Genomic DNA, 21,011 nt, shown 5'->3' on the forward strand with positions numbered 1-21,011 from the left:
CTTATACTCCTGTCAGTTCGAGCACTGTAGACATGCCCGTTGCCGGCCCTGGGGGCCGCCCGGCCTCGTTGCGCCAGGCCTGGAACATCAATGCGGGCCACAAATCACGAGAATGGTCCTGTCTTCCGTCAAGGTGGTCGCGCCAGCACATCGCGACCTTCGCAAAGTCGAAGATCCCATCTCCGGAGAGGCGCATATCGGCGACCAGATCGCTGGCCCAGTCGCGCAACGGGCCTCTCAGCCAGACCGCTATGGGAACATCGAAACCCTGCTTCGGCCGGTCGATCAGCCGTTGCGGAAGATAGCGGCTCAGCAACTGACGAAGTATCCACTTGCCTTTGCCATTGCGAACCTTCGCATGTGCGGGCAGCCGCCAAGCGAATTCGACAACCCGATGGTCGAGAAGCGGGCACCGGCCCTCGAGGCTGTTGGCCATGCTGGCACGGTCCAACTTCACCAGTATATCGTCGGGCAGGTAGCCGGCCATGTCGTCGTACAAGAGACGGGACAGCAGGCCATCAAGCCGGGGTGACTCTTGAATTGATGTGGGCGGCTTGTGGAGTGTGAGGCTCTCGGTCGATACTCCGGTCAGCCGTTGATACAATTCGTCCTCATCTGCTGCGGCGAGCAGCCGAGCGAGGCGGTGCAGCCGATCGCTCCGCAGCGCGAGCCGTGCACTCGCCGAAAGCGGCAGCTTGCTGACGAGATCGTAGCGCGCCGCACGGGCCAGCAATTCGACCCCTGCAGCAAGCGTGTGACGCAGCGGCGACGGCAGCGCATGCTGTCGTTTCAACCGCGCCGCCATGAAGTGGCGGGCGTAACCGGCGAAGCATTCATCGCCACCGTCGCCTGACAGGGCCACGGTAACATGCTGGCGGGCGAGCCGCGCCACCAGCAAAGTTGGTATCTGCGATTCGTCGGCGAACGGCTCGTCCCAGATCTGCGGCAATTCTGGAATGACCTCGCGCGCAGCGGCGGCCGAAAGGTGTAGTTCAGTATGATTGGTGCCCAGATGCCGCGCAACCTCCGCGGCGTGGGGAGCCTCATCAAACCCGCCTTCTCCGAAAGCAATCGTGAATGTGCGCACCGGCTTCGGCGACTGAGCCTGCATCAGCGCCACAACGGCGGAGCTGTCGATGCCACCAGACAGAAAGGCACCCAGCGGCACATCGGCTACCATGCGTTCCCGAACGGCAAGTCGCAGCAGGTCGTCGAGTTCGTCGGTCAGTTCTTCGTCGGTGCCGGCGATTGGATTCAGTCGACCGTTCGCGGCGACTTCAGGCAGCGACCACCAGTGTCGGACGCGTTGCGAAAGGGATGCGGCACTGCGCGCCTCGGCAAAATCTGCCGCCGTCACAGACAGAACCGAGCCAGGAGGTAACTTGAATACGCCTTGCCAGATGCAACTGTTACCCGGCACCCATCCCTTCGAAAGCATCGTCGCAGCCGCGTCGAGATCGAGCTCCTGACAGAACCCTGGAAAACGATTGATCGCCTTCAACTCGGAGGCAAAAACAAGCGCATCGCGTGTTGCAGCAACATAGAGCGGCTTTTTGCCCATTCGGTCGCGGGCGAGATGGAGGGTCCTGGTCTTCAGATCCCACAATCCAAATGCGAACATGCCAGCGAGGCGCGTCAGTGCGGTGTCGAGACCCCAACTCTCGATTGCGCACAGCATGACTTCGGTATCGCTGGCGCCACGGAACCGATGGCCAGCGCCTTCAAGTTCGCGGCGCAGATCGCGGAAATTGTAGATCTCGCCGTTGAACGTAATGGCATATCGGCCACTTGCCGAATGCATTGGTTGGCGTCCCGCCTCCGATAGATCGACGATAGCCAAACGCCTGTGGCCGAAGGCGATGCCGGCTTCACGGTTGACCCAGAAGCCTTCACCATCAGGCCCGCGATGACGAAGGCCCGTCGTCATCTGCCCTATGGCCGTGAGCGGCCTGGCACTGGCTGCATCGGGTGCAAGGAGAATTCCGGCAATCCCACACATGCCATCACCTCCGGTCGCTCGAGGTTGCCGAAACCGTTTGCGGCGTTCCGGCAACAAGGCAAATGGTCAGCGCAAACCACACGATTGGATGGCGGATGATCAGATGTGGCATCCCGAAGATAACGATCGACACGACGAGCACGAACAGGGCATCGAGCTTTGCACGCCATGCGCATAAAGCCGCCGCGCCGACAATCCAGGCCAGGGCTAGGACTGCAATCAAACCACCTTGAGTGTATAGATCGAGAATCGTGTTGTGAGCCTCGAAAGGCCGGGGCAGAAACTGGCTGTAGGAAATGGGCGGGCGCTCCAGATGCGGCCCAGGACCAAGGCCCAGGGATCCTGACGTCAGGCCCTTGCCCAATGCATCTCCCCAGAGATGGAGGCGAAGTGCGGCGGTTTCGGCGGTCGCGTCGCCGCCCTTGTCCTTGGTGAGACTTAAGGCGAACTGTTCGACGCTGCCCGCTTCCGTGAGAATGTAGGGCGTCATCGACAAGGCCAACGGAAGGAAGCCAATCATCAACAGGAGGGTAACTTGCCGGGAAAAGCTGGCCTTGCCGTCACCGGTTGCGAGCCATGTCCGAACCCGCAGCCCAAGAAATATCAGGCAGGCCAGGACCGTCGTGTACAGATAGGTATCACTCTTCGTCAGCCTTCCGATATAGATGGTCAGGATAAGGCTGCTGAGCCCGGCCAATCTCGCCCACGGATTGCTAGTGGTCGTCGCAAGATGCAAGGCGAATGGGCCAAAGAGTGCACAATAGAGCGCGAGCTGGTTCGGGTTCTCGGACCAGCCGCGGAAGCGATCCCAGTACCACGGATCGACGCCGGATTGGTGGATCCAACCCCATCCAAGTGCCAGCTGAACAATAAAGCCTGCATTCGCGATCGCGACCACCCACCACGCAGTACTGCGCAGATGACGATCAGCCTCGGGCTCCGCGGCGGCTAGGCAGGTGACGCAGATCAGCAGCAGGTAGGCTATCATATCGTGCATCACCACCGACAGGTACAGCACCGTGGTCAGATAGCCGACGATGGTGCCAATCCCCAGAGCAAGCGTCATGATCAGCCAGAAGCCCGCGACACGGATCAGGGCGGGCCTGACTACCAAGTGACCGCCGGCGAGCACCCGGCCGATCGACAGCATGATCCAAAGCGCGAGAAACAGCTCGCCATAGCCGAGCGGCACTCCCGGAATGGTGAGCTGCGCCGCATAGGACATCGCAACGCCGCAGGCCAGCAACGCGTCGCGGATCATCGGCGCGCTCCACCCAATGCGCGGTTTACAGCAGCCTCTTCAAGCAACGCCGGCGACGCCGGTCGAGCGAAGCCGCCATGGGATTTGGCGCTAAGGACATTGTCGTAGAGATCACAATATTGCTCGACCACCCAGGGCAGCGAGAACTGCGTCCGGACCAGCTCGACAGAGCGAGCGCCCATGGTCCTTCCTTTCCGGCGGTCGGACAAGACGTCTATAATTCGACACGCAAGGCTGTTCGGATCGTGCGGTGGGACGAGATGGCCGTTCCATCCGTCTTCGACCACCTCATTGCAGCCAGGCATCCTTGAGGCGACGATAGGCAATCCTGCCAGCCCTGCCTCCAGCAGGACGCGCGGAATCCCTTCGCGGTATTGTGTCGGAAAGGCGAACAGATCGGCCATGCCAAGCAGGGCAGGAACGTCGCGTCGTGGGCCCAAGGCGATGACATGGGGCGCATGTCGATCAATCTCCGCCTTGTCCACCGCAAATGGGCCCTCGGATTCCAATGGCCCGACAAGCACGAAACGGGCATCGGGCCTTTCAGCCAAAATGCGAGGGACTGCCTTGAGGAGTGTCGGGATGCCTTTCTGGCGAGTTAGCCGGCCGACAAAAATTACGATCTCGGCGGATTGGAGCCCAAGCTCCTCGCGCATTTTCATCGCCGACGGGCCAAGATGCCTTGCCATGGCGAACGCATCGACGTCGATTCCAGAACTGCGGATCACTCGTCCGCTGCCACGTATGATCAGTCGGTAGCGTTCAAAGAATGACTGATCGTCCCGATTTTGGAACACCGTAGCGGCCGTCCATAAGGACGAAAGCCATTGCAGTCCGCAAAAGATTGGGCGCAGGGCCAGGGCGCGCGGTTCCAGGGACGAGAACGTCCAGCCCAGACCGTTGATTGTGCGCACGACTGGAACGCTCCCGCGCACCGCAAGTGGCGTCACCAGGTTGGGCTTGGTGTCGAAGCTTTGGATAATATCCGGCCGGAGTTCCGCCATCAGCTTTCGAATGGTTTTGATGGCGGCCCATTCCCCGCTGCTGCTGGAAAAGCGGTCGAAACCGTAGCTGCGATGCGGAATGCCATGCCGCAGGAATGCGGCTTCACCGCCGCTCGAAACCGCAGTAACCTGGAATCCCTTCTCTCGCAGCGACATCAGGAAGGGGATTCGCAGGGCGTGATCCTCGCCTCCAACACACACGAGGTGCGGATTCATCCTGCGTCTCCTGACCGTTCGCCGTAGCCCGATCGCGCGAAGTGGCCGGCCGTTGAATTTGCTTTCATAGTGTTGGTTTCGTTACCCATCACGCCCAAGATCACGGTAGGGGCAGGCCTTGCCACTGTCCTCGTCTGTTTGAATGACACACACCGTGTCCCGGAAACGGATCGCCGTGCCCAGCCGGTTCAGGTAGCCGCGCGTTGCATCAAAAAGGTCGGCACTGCCCAGATGCCCGAGCACGGAGTGGTCCGTTGACAAACGGCTCGCGCTCCGCGGCACTTTCCTGTCTTGGTGCTGGTTGCCGTCGGAATGCCGCCTAATTTGCGCGGCTAGCTCATCCTCTGGATGCGCGAAGTTTGACCACGCGGGAGATGATCGCCCGTGCCTCCGATGCTAGCAGGATCGGAATGCCGTCGCGTACCGGGTAGGCAAGTCCTGCGCTCTTCGATACGAGTTCGTCGCGATCCCCATCCCAGGCAAGTGAGCCTTTGGTCACTGGGCATACTAACCGTTTCAACAACTCAGGATTGAAAGAGGCATTCTCTTCGGCTCGCCTATCCGCATCCATCTGCCATTCCTTTCTCGGCTCCGACGCGAGCGTCTTTCGCACAAAAGCCATCACCCGACGTTCGAGTCATTTCTGTAAATCGTAGAGTTCCGGCAAGTGTCATAAGCCTTGCAAACTGCACTTTCACGGTAGGTGCAGGCTTGGCCACCTGTCGTCGTCTGTTTGAATGAATTGACATTGAACGGAGCTGCGTGGCGGCGAAGTTGGAGGTGAGGTGTTGAACGCACAATGGGTAAGCACGATCGCAGACAACCGTGATAGGTGACCGGAAGGTTTCGTTATTGAAGACCGCTCGCGGTTAATGCTCTCGAGCCAGTGTTTGACCGTTCCGGCCAGTCAATACGGGCGACGAAATCGTAAACCGGACCGCCGGGTACTCCCCAATTGCTTGACCAGACCACCTGTGAACCGTCTGGGGACGGCGAGGCGTGGGTCTCACTCCAGTAGTCGAATGGAGCGTTCTTCGTCTGCACAATACGTCGAACCTCTCCGCTGCCGTCGATGCGCAGCGCGATGACTTCCCGCGCATACGGCGCCCAATTCGGATATTTCGATACTTCGTCCGGGTCGCCGGAATAGCTAAGGAACACCCAACCCGGCCTGTCCAGTGACCTGAGCGATGCATGCTGTGCTTCGCCATATCTCATCAGCGAGGTGACTTTCCCATCTGACAGCCTTCGCTTGATCACCTGGAATATGTCCGGATCGGATTTACTGATCCCCACATAGATTTCGCTGCCGTCGGCATCGACCGTCATGTCCCCATGGCCAGGCCGATGATGCTCGGTCCATTTTTGGCGCAGAACGCCGTCAACCGAAAAGATGAACGTCTGTTCAGTTTCGTCTTTTAGGTACTGAATGCATAAGATGTTGACGCCTAGCGGCGAGATTGAGCAGGCGCTGTTGGTCCCGACAAGCTGTGCGAGATCGATTTCCGGAAACTTCCGCCGCTGTTTGAGATCGTAGGCAAAGACGACCGCTTTGCCGTCCCCGCGAACCGCGCGCACGGCTATACGGCTGCCGTCACGGCTCGGATTCCCTTTATAAGGGCCGAACTGGAGATCGCTACTGTCAGTCGAAACAAACAGGACCTCCTCATGATTGGTGCGTGGCGCCCACGTCGAGATTTTCCGACCACCGACGCAGATCATCAGGTCGGGATCGCGAGGGTGCCATTCGCATTCGATCGATCGAACACGGCGAAAAAGCGGAGCGTAGGTGCGCCCATCCAGGAAGCATAAGCCGCCGCAGCCGTTGCTGATGACAAGAAGGCTCTGATCCGAATTCCAGGCCTGAGCGCTCGAATAGCGGTGGCTGCAATATTTGCTCCCGCATGCGATGCCGGCGCCGAGGATTCCGGGTTTGGTTATTCGCGTGAAAGTTGTGCCAAATGCCGCATCCTTCGCCGGGTGCAGGTAATCAGGCAGGTCCATGGCCACCGGCGCGACGAACTTTGTCGATGCCACATCCTCTTCACTCACCGCTCCGCGCAGATCTATGGATGTCGCGCTGGCAGCTAGCGTCAACGCCAAGACAATTTGGTAGCGAAAAAAGCGCATGTCGTGTCAACTCACGCGGTTCCGTCTCAATAGTTCGATTTCCGTTTTTATTGGACACCTTCTTCTCGACGCTTCAAAACCGTATCTCTCTAAGCTTCAACCCTTTTAAATTTCGCCCGCGCCGCGCCAAACTTGTCAATTACTCCACGCGCTATTATTTCGGTGGCGGCAGCGAGCCCGTCTGAATCTAAGCTTTCAACGCAAGTTGTCGGTACCGGGAACGATCCAAGTTGTTCCTCGATAAGATTAACGTGGTCGATATGATCAAGACTGCTCTGCAGATCAACTTCGAGGAACTTCTGAATGATGCCGAGATTACGCCGGCGTTCCCTCAACCGCGCCTCTAGAATCTCTCGTGGCGCCTGCAATCGGACAAGCAGGTCCGGTTTGGGTAGAAGCTCGAGGGCGCACGACACCCTTTCACGATCCGTTATGCCGCTGAACAAAACCAGCGAGCACACGAATTGCACCATACCCTGGTCAAAAATTGAGATCGTGTCCTTGGACGCTATTGCCGCGCGCCAGGCTTGTAGAAGAGCTTCAAGATGCCAGTTCAGACGAGCCGCCCACAGCTCATTCTTGGGTGGAAGGATCTTAAGCACTTCTGCACCGAGAGAACGCTGTCCAATCCACTTTGAATGCAAGCCGGAGACTAGTTTGAAGGCGGCTCTTCTAACCGGGTGTCGACGGTCGCCGGTCTGCAAAACAACAGAGTAGCCCTGAGCTCGCAGAACGTGCACCAGCTCGCACGCCAACGTCGTCTTACCAGCACCGGACGGCCCAAATAGCTCCAAGATCATCTTTCAATCCAGACTGAGGGAAGCCTTCCGGCAGTGATGTTATGTCCATTTGCTGAAGCGAACGCCCATCTCTTCCCGGGATGTCTAGCCGACGAGCCAGGAATTCGCGCCATCCGTATGAATGACGGTGTGGTCACGTTAGGATATCGACGAAGGCCATAATCGTGAACGGAAGGAGTGCGTTTCGGTCACTATCCTTCCCGATTGCCTTCCATCCGTTTGCCGTTCCGTCCCCGACAGGGCTGTGCAGTAGCCCAATGCCCCAGCGCACCTCCACGGGGCTCAGTAGTCATAAGTTCGGCATGTCTCATCCGTTCGGGGGATGCGAGATACCCAGCCATCTGGAAACCTTACCTCTGCGATGGCCCCACCCAGAACTGATCTTTTGCCGCCTCTATCGCCAATAGAACAGCTTGGGGGGCATCCAATGAATATGTTGGACAAAAAATCTTCGATTCCATCTCAGGAGAAATCGTATGAAAGCGGGCAGATGAGCGAGGACCTCAAGTCATATCCGTCAGCAGGGGCTACAGCCGCTATGCCTACTAGTTACGACGCCGAAGTCGCGGCCGCGGCCTATGATCTCCCAACAAAGCAGAGATATCAGGATCCGAGCTTTGCGAGCTGGTACCTGGACGGATATGCAGGCCGCTTGAAGCTGTCTACAATTGCATCCTACGTCATTGCGCGACGGGAGCAGCGCTGCATCGCCAAGGCGCTGGAGAGGTGCAGCCCGCCTCCATCCCAGGTGCTCGATATCCCATGCGGAACCGGGAAGCTGGCTGGCGTGCTGGGCCGGCATGATTGTCAGGTGCTGGCTGCAGACATTTCAATGGAAATGATGGCCCTGGCTAAGTCAGCATATGAAGGTCAGCCCGGATTTCGGGGATTCATCCGATGTGACGTGACGCAACTGCCGTTCGCCGACGAAAGCTTTGACACGGTGGTCTGTCTTCGCCTCATCCATCTTATCCCGCCACATCTCAGGCGCGACATTATCATGGAGCTCGCGCGCGTTGCCAGCCGCCGTCTGATCGTATCCTACGGCGTTGGCACCCGCCTCCAGAGAATGCGACTAAGGCTGCGGAAGATAATCACCGGAAGGCTGTCGGCGCCTCATCCCGTCAATCTTAACGTTGCACGACAGGATTTCGCAGAGGCGGGGCTCGAACTGGTACGCTCTTTCAGCGTCCTCCGGTTCCTGTCCTGCGAGCAGCTGTTCGTACTTGAGAAGGCAAAGGCGTGGCCTGCCGCCGGTTTGCAGCCTTTGCGTTAGCACTGGCATTGCGGATCAAGCCGCTGATGGGTGTCAAAAGCTGAAACGGCGACGGGAGGTGGCTGTGGAACCGGCAGGCAAGGCCATTCCGGCGCGCATGGCATCACTCGACCTGCTGCGCTTGGCCGCAGCCCTCGCGGTCGTGCTCTATCATTATCTTTTTGGCGGCGCGATCGCCGGAAGTCTCGATGTGGAATATCCTGCCGCAGCACCTTACGCCATCTATGGCTATCTCGGCGTCAATCTGTTTTTCCTGATCAGCGGTTTCGTCATCGCGTGGTCGGCCGAAGGTCGAACCTGGCAGGAATTCGCGGTCGCCCGCTTCGCCCGGCTTTATCCCGGATTCCTCGTCTGCATGACCGCAACTTTTGTTGTTCTCGTCGTCGCCAAAGACCAGCGTTTTCCGACCGATATTGCGACCTATGTAGCCAATCTCTCTATGTTCGCCCGCCTCTTCGGCAGACCATCCATGGATGGGGCCTACTGGTCGATCATGCTCGAGATCCTGTTCTACGGCTGGGTTGCAGTGCTGATCTTTGCGGGTGCCTTTCAGCGCTGGAAAATACCTATCGCTGCCATCTGGCTCGCAATTTCGGCAAGCAACGAGTTCTTCTTTGAGAACGCGGTGATACGCATTCTCTTTATTACAAACTATGCGCCTTTGTTTGCCGCCGGCATCCTCGCGGAAGACATCGTTGCAAGGGGCCGTTCGCCGGCTGCGTTCCTGCTTCTTGCCGTCGCATTCCTGGTGTCTTGCCAGACCATAATCTTCTCTCACAACTGGATGCATGAGCACTTTGGCGCTGCCATTTCGTATCCTGGTCTCCTCGCTGCCAATATAGTGGTCTACGGAGTCTTCTCTGGCGCGATACTGCTCCGCTCCGTGATTGCTCCATCCAAGGTTGTCATGATGCTCGGAGGATTGACTTATCCGCTGTATCTTTTGCATCAGTATATTGGCTACATCTCGCTTAACGCGCTGGCGCCGCATGTCGGAAAGAACGCCGCATTCTTCGTTGTCTTTGCCGGGATTCTTCTTGCCTCTTTTCTCGTCTGGCGCTTCATCGAGACGCCGGTACGCAAGCCGCTCGTTCGCGCTCTGGTGTCTGGGATATATCGCCTTGCACCAGCGTCGCAGCCAATCCGGCCAACCTCGTCCGCACGAACATCGTGATCAGAAGCGCTCGGCGGGTGTGCCAGAAAGATTCGCGTTAATCGCGAAACACCGGGGTATCCAGGCTTGGCACGCTGTACGGCACACTGGATGTGTCCCGCTTCCGGTTTCATTGACGGCTCAGCCGATTCCCCAGCACCCCGCATGACGAGGCTTCAAGAGCAGCGAAGCGCACTCCAAATAGCGCACGCCAGGTCCGGCACATGGCGCAAGACTCTCTTGCGACCTGGCACCGCATCGAAGGGCTTATCGGGGAGAAGGTCGCACTGTGTGTATCAACTTACGATCAAAGTTTCTCTCACGGGGTGCCGGTATGTGATTTGGCGCTAATATACGCAGTCTGTAGGTAGGGCGCTGTCGAAACAGAAAAAGGAATATTGGATGACAACTCTGCATTACACGTCAGGTGGATCGGGCACGGAAATTGCTCAAGCCGGATTCAATCTGGCTGACGTTTCATCCGTTGACCAACTCAATGCGCTGCCGGACGGTATGAAAGGCATGGTCTATCTGAACGAAACCGACGGAGTAACCTCCTCCTTTGTCGACAAGGTCACGCCCTTCATCGGTAATCCAAAGCTGTTCGGATTCTTCCTGGTTGACGAGCCGGATCCCACCGGCCAATGGGGTACCTACGCCTCTGCCGCAAATCTGAAGGCAGAATCCGACTGGATTCATTCCAATGTGCCGGATGCCAAGACCTATATCACGATGATGAGCCTGGGGACGTCGGCGAATCCAGATTTTTCGAACACCTACAATCCCGCCAGTACGGGTATCGATTACTACGGCGTGGATGTCTATCCTGTCCGCACGGATGGCGCGGTCGACTACAACATGATCGACAAATTCGTCGCCGCCGCTCAGGCATCGGGCATCCCGACGAGCCAGATCATTCCAGGCTACCAGACGTTTGGAGGTGGCGACTATAACACCGACATGGGTGGCAAATATGTCGTGCCCACCGCCACCCAGATGGAAACCATGATGGACCACTGGGCCAAGCTGGTTCCGTCACCCGCCTTCGACTACGCATACGCCTGGGGTTCGCAGCGAGGCGACACAGCGTTGGAGAGCTCTTCGGAACTGCAGGCCGTTTTCCGGGAACACAATCTCAACACTGGAGGGACTGCTCCTTCCGAAGCCGCGGCTACTGATCCCAGTTCTACGGCGAGCATCCCTTCCGAAGCCACCACCGGCGATAGCGCCTCGACTGCCACGGCTCCGTCCGAGGCCACCCCCAACGATAGCGCCTCGACTGCCACGGCTCCGTCCGAGGCCACCCCCAACGATAGCGCCTCGACTGCCACCGCCCCGTCCGAGGCCACCCCCAGCGATAGCGCCTCGACTGCCACGGCCCCGTCCGAGGCCACCACCGGCGATAGCGCCTCGACTGCCCCTGCCGAGGCCACCACCGGCGATGGCACCCCGACTGCCACGGCCCCGTCCGAGGCTACCCCCAGCGACAGCACCTCGACTGCCACGGCCCCGTCCGGGGCCACCCCCAGCGACAGCACCTCGACTGCCACCGCCCCTTCCGGGGCCATCACCGGCGATAGCAGCTCGACTGCGACTGCCCCTGCCGAGACCACTACCGGCGATAGCAATCATAGCAAGACCGCGCTTTCGCACCTCCTCGCTGGCAATAGCAGTTCGACCGACACCGCCGCCTCCACAAGCGATGGTAGTGATAGCAAGACCGCGCTTTCGCATCTCCTCGCCGGCAATGGCCGTTCGACTGATACCGCCGCTTCCAGCGCCACCACAAGCGATGGCAGTCATGGCAAGACCGCGCTTTCGCCCTTCCTCGCCAGCGACGGCAGTTCGACTGCTACCGCCGCTTCGGGCACCACCACCAGCGATGGCAGTCATGGCAAGACCGCGCTTTCGCACCTCCTCGCCGGCAATGGCAGTTCGACTGATACCACCGCTTCCGGCGCCACCATCAGCGATAGCAGTCATGGCAAGACCGCGCTCTCGCACCTCCTCGCTGGCAATGGCAGTTCGACTGATACCGCCGCTTCCGGCGCCACCACAAGCGATGGCAGTGATAGCAAGACCGCGCTTTCGCACCTCCTTGCCAGCGACGGCAGTTCGACTGACACCACCCACGATAATGCCGGCGACAAGGTAAGCGAGGGCAGCAGCGTTGACCGCATATTGGCTGCGTTGAACCATTCTCTTTCGGCCGGCTCGGAGCTTCTCCCGACCAACGACCCGTCCGACACAACGGCAACCAGCCTGGTTCGCCACGGGTTCGCGCAGACCGTCCAGCCCGATGAAAATGTCGGCGCCCAGGCAAAAAATGGCGCCGCCGAGATCATGTCCGGCCACGGAGGCAACGACGCCTTCGACTTCAGCAAGCTCCAGGACAAGCTCCACCTTGATCAACCCGCTCTTACCGAGCTTAAGTCGGGCGGGCTTTCATTGCATGCTTCCTCTGCTGATACGGCCGCCGATGATGGTTCCCACCACATCATCTTTGACAGTACAACCGGATCGCTCTCTATCGACAGCGATGAAGTCGGCGGCGCAGCTCAAGCGCAGCTCGCTACCCATTTCCCGTGGCAGCATCAGTCTTTGTGATCTGAAAACCCGGAGTGGCGGACCTTCAAATGGAGTCGGGTCCGCCGCTCCGTCTTTGTTCAATTGCGCCACGGAAGCTTGGCCAAGGGAAGATAAGATACCGGCGGACATCGGAGAGATCGAAGTTGGTCGGCATCATCACCAATGCGAATTTCGGATTCGCAACACTAAGCGGTCTCGGCAATTTTCAGCACGGCGTCGATCTCGGCCATCACCGCTGCCGGCAGCGGCCCTCTTTCCAGCGCACCGAGATTGTCCGCGACCTGCTCGGGCCGCGTGAAGCCGGGAACCGGCAAGGCGATTGCCGACTTGGCGAGGATCCAGCCGAGCGCACCCTGCGCAAGCGTGCGTCCGCCCGAGGTGAGCAGGTCGCGGATTGCCGAGAGCCTTGACAGATACTGCGGGTTGGCGGCGCCATCCCTGAAAAACACCATCCAATCGGCATTCCCGCCGCGCACGTCATCGGTGGGCAGCCTCATGGCCGGCGTGTATTTGCCGGTGAGCAGTCCCATTGCCAGCGGCAGCCGGCTGAACGAGACGAGGTGCTCGCGCGCCGCAACGGCCATCAGCTCGTTCGCCGGGGTAAACACATTGAAGTCGTTCTCTACGGCGACGAAACCCTCGCGCGGCGCGTAGGCCGCAAGCCGTTCGCAGTGATCGGTGCTCCAGCCGAAGCCGCCTATCTTGCCCTCCTGGCGCAACAGGCCGAGCGTATCGAACACCTCGCCGGCGCGTTCGATCGGATATTCGTTGATGTGTAGCAGCACGACGTCGATAAAATCGCGCTGCAGGCGCTGCCGCGAATTGTCGATCGATGTCCGGATCGCCGCGGCAGAGGCATCCTCGGGAGCGATCTTGCGCGTTTCGGGATCGCCGAAATAGCCGACCTTGGTGACGATGACGGCTTCGTCCTTACCCTTCAACGCCCGCCCGAGGATTAGTTCGGCATTGCCGGCGCCATAGGCGGCAGCCGTGTCGAACACCCGCGCGCCGATGTCATAGGCCATCGCCAGCGCGGCTTGCGACCTGATATCGTCGACCTCGCCATAGATTGTCGCCGTGTCGCGCCAGCGCGCGGCACCCCCCGCTGCCCAGGTGCCGATCCCGATGCGCGGCACCGATCGGCCATCCCAAAGCTCCATCATCTCCATGCCCGTTTCCTCAACGGCGCAGGCTGGCATGGCGGGCACGCTCGCGGATCTCATCGCGGGAAATGCCAGCATCCACCAGTGTGCTGTCCGGGGCCTGCCTCAAGCTCGCAAGCGTCTGGCGATAGGCAATCCAGCGGGTGAAACGGTATCGAAGTTCATACAACATGGTCGTCTCCTTTGGCGCGCAGAATGCCCGCGCGCCTGGGTTGATCGAAAGCGCAAAGCATCTGCGCGAATCGCATGCTCGATCGAAAAGATGGCGCTCGCTTCTTGGCCAGCCGAGGCGCTTATCCCTGTCCCGTCAGGCAAGATTATCCAACGCCTCCAATTCCTGCATACTTGCGCGCGATGCCCGCTTCGCGCTACAGCCACGGTCGCAAGGAGTTTTTCATTTCTGCAAAATGGATATTGGCTGGGACGATCTGAGGTTGTTTCTCGACGTTGCGCGGCTGGGTGGCTTGAGCGCAGCGACGGGAACCACGCGCCTCAGCGCAGCCACCCTTGGACGACGCGTCACCGCGCTCGAAAAGCAGATTGGCGAACCGCTGTTGCGACGGTCGGAGACGCCGAAGTTGCGGGCCGCACTCTCGGCGCCGGACGCGATGCCGCCGCCGATCGCGAACAGATGCAGCCCGTACCGCGATCCGTAGAGCAGTTTCCAGCCCACCAGGATCACGACGATCCCCCAGAAAACCGGATAGGGAATGCCGAGGAAACTGCCGGAAACGGCAGCGATGACGATTTCCGGCACGGTGCCGCCGGAGACGGGACGTAAGATGCGCGTGATGCCAAGCACGATATACTGCGTCGACAGCGTCGCGATGATCGGATGGACGTTGAAGCGGGTGATCGCCAGGCCGTTGATCAACCCGATGAACGCGGCCAGCAGAAAGACCGCCGGGATCAGCACGATCGCCGGCTGGTCCAGCGCCAGCACCGCCGTCGTGAAGCTGATGACCGAGCCGACCGACAGGTCGAGCCCGCCGATCAGCACGACGATGAGCTGTCCGAGCGCCGCGATGATCAGCGGCATCGCCTGGGCAACCAGGTTGAAAAGGTTTTCGGCCGTGGCGAACTGTGTCGTCTCGACGGTCAGCCACAGCGAAATGAGCAAGGCGACCAGCAGCGGCAGGCCCCACAGGCCCTGTCGTGTGTTCCGGCCACTCAGGATGTTGAACAGCGAATGATACATGGAAGCCCCTAATGCTGGCGCGTGGAGCCGCCCATCAGGGCCGCGTCGAGGATCTTGTGTTCCGTCGCCTGCGCCGCCGGCATTTCGGCAACGATGGTGTCGTGGTGGACGACGTAGATGCGGTCGCAGAGCCCAATCAACTCGATCGTCTCGCGCGACAGCACCAGCACCGCGCCGCCCTTGCGGGTGAAGTCGCGCAGCAGGTGGTAGATCTCCGACTTGGCGCCGATGTCGACGCCGCGGGTCGGCTCCTCCACCAGCAGAAGATCGAGATCCGCGGCGAGGTAGCGGCCGAGCAGAACCTTTTGCTGGTTGCCGCCCGATAGGGAGGCGACCGGAGCGGATGGACCTACCGCCTTTATGTTCATGACCTCCATCAAGCGGGCGATAACGCTTCGATAGGATCGCGCCGACGCAAGTTCGGATCGCCTCGAATGCAATCCGATGGCAATGTTGTGGGCGATCGGCAGGGCGAGAAAGAGCCCCTCTTCCTTGCGGTCTTCGGGAACGAAACCGACCTTCAGCTGCTGCAAATGGCGAACGCCTGATGATGTCGAGAGCGGCATCTTGAGCGCTTTGCCGTTGATGGAAATCGTCCCCGCAAAGGGATGGTAGCGGCCGATCAGCGATCTCAGGAAGCGCTGCTGGCCCTGCCCCTCCAGCCCTGCCAAAGCGACGATCTCACCCTTGTGCAAAGTCAGCGACAGCGGCTGCGATGTCTCGGTGATCCTGAGGTTTTCGACGCGCAGGATCTCGTCGCCCTTGTCGCCCGTGCGATCGGGAAAAAGGTCCTGGAGTTCGCGTCCGACCATCATGGCGATGAGTTCGTCGGTGGTGATCTCGGATACCACCCTGGTGCCGACCAGCGCGCCGTCCTTCAGCACCGTGACCGTGTCGCACAGCTCGAAGATCTCCTCCATGCGATGCGAGATGTAGACAACAGCCTTTCCCTTATCGCGCAGCCGGCGGATGTTGCGGTTGAGCACATCGACGTCGGCCGCGTTCAGCGCCGCCGTCGGCTCGTCCAGGATGAGCACGCTGGCGTCCGCCTGGATGCAATGCGCGATCTCGACGAATTGCCGCTCGGCGATCGTCAGGTTGGAGACGAGTTGTGATGGGTCGAGGGTGAGGCCGAGTTCGCCAAGCGCCTTGGCGGTCTGGCTGCTCATCTCGGGATAGTCGATCGAGCCGAACCGGGTCGTCGGCTCCCGGCCGAGAAACATGTTCTCTGCGATCGACAGATTGGGCAGCAGCGAGTGCTCCTGGAAAACGGTCGAAATGCCGGCATCCAGCGCGTCGCGCGGCGACTTCAGATCGAGCTTTTCCCCGTTCATGAAGATTTCGCCGGAATCGGGCTGATGCACGCCCGCCAGGATCTTCATGAGCGTCGATTTCCCGGCGCCGTTCTCCCCCATCAGGGCGTGGACGCTGCCCGCCTTCAGATCGAGGGAAACGGAGTGGAGCGCCTTGCTCCCTCCGAACGCCTTCGAAATGTGGGACATCTCGATAAGATTGGTCACGAAACCCTCGAACGAACCGGATTCGACAGATGGAACGGCCTGCGGGGAATGCTTGTCCACTCCCCGCCAGCCACGGCGCCGTCACTTCTTGCCGTAATATTCCTTGAGCTTGTCCTCCGGCAGTTCGCTCGGCCACCAGACATTGGCCGTCAAATCGTCGCGATAGTATTTGGCAGCCTTGTCCTTGTCCCAGCCGTCGGGGTTGTAGACATAGCGCTTGTAGAGCTGCTGACCCTCAAGCAGCGCAACAGCGGCGCGCACGCCGGCGGCGCCCTGGGCGGGGCTGTATTCGGGAGAGATCGACTTGAATCCGTCCGTGATCCACTGGCCGAAATAGCCATTGTTGCCCTCGCCCGAAATCGGTGGAATGGGCGTGCCGAACTGCTTGAAGACGTCGACGCAGGCGCGTGTCATGTCGGCGCCGGACGACCAGATGCCGTCGACCTGCGGATTGTTCAGATAGAGTGTCTCGCACAGCTTCTTGGCCTTGTCGTACTGCCAGTCGCCATGCTCCTCGGCGGTGATCTGCACATGCGTGCCCTTGAGCGATTCCAAGAGGCCGTTGTAGCGGTTAGTGTCTTCCGGATGGCCGGCCAGGCCACGCAGGACCCAGATCTTGCCGTTCTCGCCGACGGTCTTCACCAGCCAGTCGCCCATCACCTTGCCGAAATGTTCAGCGCCGCCCTGGATTTCGGTGGTGTAGGCATCGGAATCGATGCGGCCGGTATGAAGAATGACGGGGATGCCGGCGGCGACCGCCTTGGCGATGCTGGCGTTGGCCGATGTGCTGGTCACCGGCTGAACGATGATCGCGTCGACATGTTGCGCGATCAGATCCTCGATATCGGCCACCTGCTTCTTCTGGTCGAAGCCGGCATCGAGCAGGATGAACTTCGAGATGCGCTTGTCCTTTGCTGCGGCATTTTCCGCCTCGTGCGCCACCTGCACGGTCCAGGTGTTTGCGTTGACGCCGAAGTCGCTCATTCCGATGACCCAGGGCGGGTCCTTCTTGAACGCACCGGCCGCGGTCATGCGCGTGTCGTCGGGGCGCGGCGCGACGCCGTCCATCAGCTTGACATCTTCCGCATGCGCCAGGGATGTTACGGCAAGCGCTGATACAACGAGCACTCCCAGACTGACGGTTTTCAGCAATCCTAACATTGAATTCTCCTCCTTGTGGTTGCCCCGGCCGTACGAATGCGTACGGCCGCGAGACGCTCTCCCAATGCACGCTCGTCGTCGCAAACCGACCGATGCACGCAATTCTCCCGCCCCCGAACACATGCGTGTCGAGGTCCAACCTGGGCTGGACGATGATGACGGTTGAGAACTCCTCCGGGCACTTTAGAAGCACAGCGGATTCGGCCTGTCAATAGTTAGTCATGTTGAATGACTATTCCCTTGCTTGCCTTTCACCGCTCCTCTATCCATCATGAATGGCGCTCGCCGGCTTCGGCGCGCTGTCAGTCCCGGCGGGAAAAACATGCGATCAGTATTGTGCTACGGCGACTCCAACACGCACGGCCAGATCCCCGGCAGGGGGCCGCTCGAGCGCTATGGTCCCGATGAGCGTTGGCCGGGGATACTGCGTGCACAGCTGGGGGCCGATTGGTATGTCATCGAGGAAGGATTGAGCGGTCGCACCACCGTCCATGACGATCCGATCGAGGGAGCACACAAGAACGGCCGAACCTATCTTCGCCCTTGCCTGCAGAGCCATGCGACGCTCGACCTCGTCATCATCATGCTCGGCACTAACGACCTGAAGATCCGCTTCAACAAGCCGCCGTCGGAAGTGGCGATGGGAATCGGCTGCCTCGTTTACGACATCAAGGAGCTGGCGCCAGGTCCGGGCGGCACCACGCCCGAAATCATGATCGTGGCGCCGCCGCCGATGCAGGACGACGTCAAGGAATGGAAGTCCATCTTCGCCGGCGCGCCGGAGAAATCGCGCCTGCTGGCGCTCGAGTTCGAGGTTCTGGCGGACTCGCTCGAACTGCACTTTTTCGATGCCGGCTCGGTGGTATCCTGCAGCGAAGCGGACGGGTTTCACATCGATGCCGAAGCCCACAGATTGCTGGGCACGGAGCTGGCCCGCGCGGTCGACGCCATCGGCTGGAGCCGCTCGACATGAGCAACCAAACCGCTGCCAGGCAACGCGCTCTTACCGACGGGGAGACCCTTGCCTGACATGAGATTCGCACCACCCAATCCCTTGCGCATCGCGGATCGTGCGAGCGGGCTGAATGCGTTGAGCGTCCGCAGCTACAATGAGCGGCTGGTGCTATCGTTGCTGCTTCAGAACGAAGGCATTTCGCGGATGGAAATCGGCGAGAAGACCGGCCTGTCGGCGCAGACGGCCTCGGTCATCGTCCGCTCGCTCGTGCAGGAAGGCCTGGTCTCGCAGGGCGAGGCGCAGCGCGGCCGCGTCGGGCCGCCCACCATCCCGCTTTCGCTCGATCCGGAGGGCGCCTATGCGGTCGGCGTCGGCTTCAGCCGGCGCAGGATCGACATCGCGCTCATCGACTTCATCGGCACCGTGCGCTTCCACAAGCAGCTGCCGGCGGATGAAGCCAATCCCTTTCCGCAAAGCAGCGATTTGCTGGGAGCGATCGGGCAGGCCATGACGAGCCTGCCGATCGAGGCGCGCGGCCGGGTCGCCGGCATCGGGCTGGCTGTTCCCGACGAAGTCGACGCCATGGCTGCAATCCGCAACGGATCGAGCACCTCCTTGAAGGCTCTGCAAGGCGAGATCGAAGAGCAGAGCAAGCTGCCGGTTTTCGTGCAGAACGACATCACCGCGGCAGCCGGCGGCGAGAGCATGTTCGGCGTCGCAAAGCCGCTGAACGACTATTTGTTCTTCTATCTCGGCGCGAGACTACAAAGCAGGCTTATCCTCAATCACCAGATCTACAAGGGAAACTCCAGCGCAAGCTTCGCTCATGGCCTTGTGCGCCTGGAGAGCGAACTGACCGAGCGCGGGCGCCCGTCCCAAATCATCTGGAGCAGCAACCCGGAGTGGCCTGATCTCGGAGAGGCCTACAGCGAATGGCTGGGGGAATGCTCCAATCGCCTGAAAGCGTCGATTTCGGCGCTGACCCAGTTTGTTGAGTTCAGGACGGTCGTCCTGTCCAGCTATGCGCCGCGGAAAATCGCCAAGGCGTTGTGCGCCGACATCAACCGCGAATTCGTCACCATCGAAGCGTTGCCGGCGCGGGTCACCATCAGCCCGAAGGCCGTGGGAGCGGCGAGCCTGCCGTTCAGCTCGCGCTTCATGATCCAGTGATTGTGCCCGAACCGCTCTGTCTAGCCGACCCAGGCGTTCGCCTCGCTTCTGCTAAAACAGCCTCACATTACCACTTAGGTTGTCCTCAAGGGCCGTTCGGAATTCCCGCTCGAATACCCCGGCATGGAGCGAGCGGGCGTTCGATGAGACCAAACCGGCCTTTGGTTGGCCCATGAGCGCCGCGGCTGCACCGGAGACGTCGTTGGAGTTCCGTCAAGCGATGGCGGCCCTTCCGGCATCTGTTTTCGTCGTGACGACGGCGGGTCGCGCTGGAAGGGCCGGCATGACAGCGACGGCCGTTTGCGGATCGGCCGTAGGTCGGCCATGAAATAGAAGGCGGGATGTCTCCCGCCCCCTTTTTTATTACTTCGCGATGCAGGTGGCGACCGTCTCCGGCGTGCAGACGTCGAGGCCGGTGTAGGTCGGATCGGTCGGAGCAGGCTTGCCGTCCTTCATGTCCTTGAGCGCAAACATCGTCTTGTAGCCCATTTCGAACGGACGCTGACCGACCTGGCCGAGGGAGTATCCTTCCTTCATCTGGTCAATCTGCGTGGGCAAGGTATCGGCAACGACAAGGGCCAGTTCCTTCTTGGCGATCTTGTCCTTGTAGGGATCGACCGCAGCACGGTTCGCGTCCGGGACAAATTGCGGGAAGCCGCCGGTCGGCACGAATGCGTCAAGGTTCGGCATCTTCGCCATGTAGTCCTGGAACTGCTGTACCGAAAGCGGAAAGTCGTCGTTTGTATAGAGCGGGCAGCCTGGCGCCTCGGTCCAGCCGTTCTGACCGGTCAAGGGATCGCCGGGCGAAGCGGCTGACTTGGTCCCGGAGAGCGTGTCGCGGATGCCCTGCATGCGCTCGTTATGGTTTGCTGCAGCTGCGCCACCCGACTGGATGCAGATGGTGCCGCCTTTCGGCTTGATCGTCTGCACGATCTTGGCGAGGTTCACGCCAATCTCGTAGTTGTGCGTTCCGACATAGGCGGCGCGCAGGTCCTTGTTCTCGGGCAGCACGTCCGCGTCCCAGGTCAGAACAGGAATACCAGCTTCCTTCGCGGCTTGCAGAGCGACGGCCATGGCTGCCGCGTTCGCCGGTGCAACGGCGATGCCATCGACCTTCTTGGCAACCAGATCCTGCACGATCTGAACCTGTTCCTCACCGCCACCGTGCTCGCCGGGTCCGATGTACATGCACTCGAATGCGCCGTTGGACTCGGCCTCTGCCTTCTTGCAGCCATCACGAGCCTGGTCGAAATATGGGTTGTTCATGTTCTTCGGCACCAGCGCGAATACGAGTTTCTGCTGGGCGTAGGCCTGCCCCGCCGTCAGGGCGGACGCGGCAACCGCCGCCGCCAAAAGATATTTCTTCATCGATGTTCCTCCGTTTGTTGTGTTCACCTCAGGATATTCCACCGGCAT

The 21,011-nt window shown here is 60.2% G+C and carries 17 protein-coding genes and 1 pseudogene; 6 read left to right on the forward strand and 12 right to left on the reverse strand.

What is annotated here, in order from left to right; all coding sequences use genetic code 11:
* Position 1 precedes the first annotated feature (1 nt).
* From asnB to NKH89_RS31740, 6 genes are all read right to left on the reverse strand, one after another.
* Positions 2 to 1,999 (reverse strand): asparagine synthase (glutamine-hydrolyzing), encoded by a 1,998-nt coding sequence (gene asnB / locus NKH89_RS31715; protein WP_023718566.1) that lies wholly within the window; start codon positions 1,997 to 1,999, stop codon positions 2 to 4.
* Positions 2,000 to 2,003: 4 nt separating this feature from the next.
* Positions 2,004 to 3,260 carry an O-antigen ligase family protein gene (locus NKH89_RS31720; RefSeq protein ID WP_023718567.1) on the reverse strand — a complete coding sequence of 419 codons (1,257 nt, stop codon included), beginning with the start codon at positions 3,258 to 3,260 and terminating at the stop codon, positions 2,004 to 2,006.
* Positions 3,257 to 4,480 carry a glycosyltransferase family 4 protein gene (locus tag NKH89_RS31725; protein WP_031193856.1) on the reverse strand — a complete coding sequence of 408 codons (1,224 nt, stop codon included), beginning with the start codon at positions 4,478 to 4,480 and terminating at the stop codon, positions 3,257 to 3,259. Before NKH89_RS31725 ends, NKH89_RS31720 begins: the two co-directional genes overlap by 4 nt.
* Before the next feature lie 337 nt (positions 4,481 to 4,817).
* Positions 4,818 to 5,102, reverse strand: a complete 285-nt coding sequence (locus NKH89_RS31730) for a Trm112 family protein (protein WP_502896968.1) — start codon at positions 5,100 to 5,102, stop codon at positions 4,818 to 4,820.
* Between the two features lie 227 nt (positions 5,103 to 5,329).
* Positions 5,330 to 6,610, reverse strand: a complete 1,281-nt coding sequence (locus NKH89_RS31735; protein ID WP_352494504.1) for a hypothetical protein — start codon at positions 6,608 to 6,610, stop codon at positions 5,330 to 5,332.
* Between the two features lie 89 nt (positions 6,611 to 6,699).
* Positions 6,700 to 7,410 carry an AAA family ATPase gene (locus NKH89_RS31740; protein WP_023718570.1) on the reverse strand — a complete coding sequence of 237 codons (711 nt, stop codon included), beginning with the start codon at positions 7,408 to 7,410 and terminating at the stop codon, positions 6,700 to 6,702.
* Positions 7,411 to 7,837: 427 nt separating this feature from the next.
* Between NKH89_RS31740 and NKH89_RS31745 the strand changes: the two genes are divergently transcribed.
* From NKH89_RS31745 to NKH89_RS31755, 3 genes are all read left to right on the forward strand, one after another.
* Positions 7,838 to 8,686 carry a class I SAM-dependent methyltransferase gene (locus NKH89_RS31745; protein WP_352911235.1) on the forward strand — a complete coding sequence of 283 codons (849 nt, stop codon included), beginning with the start codon at positions 7,838 to 7,840 and terminating at the stop codon, positions 8,684 to 8,686.
* A 64-nt stretch (positions 8,687 to 8,750) separates the two neighbouring features.
* Positions 8,751 to 9,860, forward strand: coding sequence for an acyltransferase family protein (locus NKH89_RS31750; RefSeq protein ID WP_352494505.1), 1,110 nt, complete (start codon positions 8,751 to 8,753; stop codon positions 9,858 to 9,860).
* A gap of 381 nt (positions 9,861 to 10,241) precedes the next feature.
* On the forward strand, positions 10,242 to 12,446 hold the full coding sequence (locus NKH89_RS31755) for a calcium-binding protein (RefSeq protein WP_352911238.1): 2,205 nt from the start codon (positions 10,242 to 10,244) through the stop codon (positions 12,444 to 12,446).
* 167 nt (positions 12,447 to 12,613) lie between these two features.
* Here the strand turns inward: NKH89_RS31755 and NKH89_RS31760 are convergent, their stop codons facing one another.
* The gene (locus tag NKH89_RS31760) at positions 12,614 to 13,597 is read right to left on the reverse strand and encodes an aldo/keto reductase (RefSeq protein WP_352855592.1); all 984 of its coding nucleotides are present in this window, start codon (positions 13,595 to 13,597) and stop codon (positions 12,614 to 12,616) included.
* 10 nt (positions 13,598 to 13,607) lie between these two features.
* Positions 13,608 to 13,763, reverse strand: coding sequence for a YjiS-like domain-containing protein (locus NKH89_RS31765; protein ID WP_352494508.1), 156 nt, complete (start codon positions 13,761 to 13,763; stop codon positions 13,608 to 13,610).
* On the opposite strand from NKH89_RS31765, the pseudogene NKH89_RS31770 reads away from it, so the two are divergent.
* A pseudogene (locus NKH89_RS31770) lies at positions 13,762 to 14,103 on the forward strand (hypothetical protein); the annotation flags it as partial. The gene NKH89_RS31765 and the pseudogene NKH89_RS31770 overlap by 2 nt on opposite strands.
* Here NKH89_RS31770 and NKH89_RS31775 read toward each other — a convergent pair.
* The 3 genes from NKH89_RS31775 to NKH89_RS31785 form a co-directional block, all read right to left on the reverse strand.
* A complete protein-coding gene (locus tag NKH89_RS31775; RefSeq protein ID WP_352790746.1) occupies positions 13,986 to 14,789 on the reverse strand; it encodes an ABC transporter permease in 804 nt (267 codons plus the stop codon). The pseudogene NKH89_RS31770 and the gene NKH89_RS31775 overlap by 118 nt on opposite strands.
* A gap of 8 nt (positions 14,790 to 14,797) precedes the next feature.
* Positions 14,798 to 16,309, reverse strand: coding sequence for a sugar ABC transporter ATP-binding protein (locus NKH89_RS31780; protein WP_352494510.1), 1,512 nt, complete (start codon positions 16,307 to 16,309; stop codon positions 14,798 to 14,800).
* 81 nt (positions 16,310 to 16,390) lie between these two features.
* Positions 16,391 to 17,470: a substrate-binding domain-containing protein gene (locus tag NKH89_RS31785; protein ID WP_352790744.1), complete on the reverse strand. Its 1,080-nt coding sequence runs from the start codon at positions 17,468 to 17,470 to the stop codon at positions 16,391 to 16,393.
* Positions 17,471 to 17,792: 322 nt separating this feature from the next.
* On the opposite strand from NKH89_RS31785, the gene NKH89_RS31790 reads away from it, so the two are divergent.
* Positions 17,793 to 18,443, forward strand: coding sequence for an SGNH/GDSL hydrolase family protein (locus tag NKH89_RS31790; RefSeq protein ID WP_023675551.1), 651 nt, complete (start codon positions 17,793 to 17,795; stop codon positions 18,441 to 18,443).
* A 57-nt stretch (positions 18,444 to 18,500) separates the two neighbouring features.
* Positions 18,501 to 19,595 carry an ROK family transcriptional regulator gene (locus NKH89_RS31795; RefSeq protein ID WP_352790743.1) on the forward strand — a complete coding sequence of 365 codons (1,095 nt, stop codon included), beginning with the start codon at positions 18,501 to 18,503 and terminating at the stop codon, positions 19,593 to 19,595.
* Between the two features lie 363 nt (positions 19,596 to 19,958).
* On the opposite strand, the gene NKH89_RS31805 is transcribed toward NKH89_RS31795, so the two are convergent.
* On the reverse strand, positions 19,959 to 20,963 hold the full coding sequence (locus NKH89_RS31805) for a substrate-binding domain-containing protein (RefSeq protein ID WP_352494514.1): 1,005 nt from the start codon (positions 20,961 to 20,963) through the stop codon (positions 19,959 to 19,961).
* Between the last annotated feature and the right edge of the window lie 48 nt (positions 20,964 to 21,011).

The sequence above is a fragment of the Mesorhizobium sp. M0923 genome, assembly GCF_040319365.1.
In the GTDB taxonomy this organism is placed as follows: Bacteria; Pseudomonadota; Alphaproteobacteria; order Rhizobiales; family Rhizobiaceae; genus Mesorhizobium.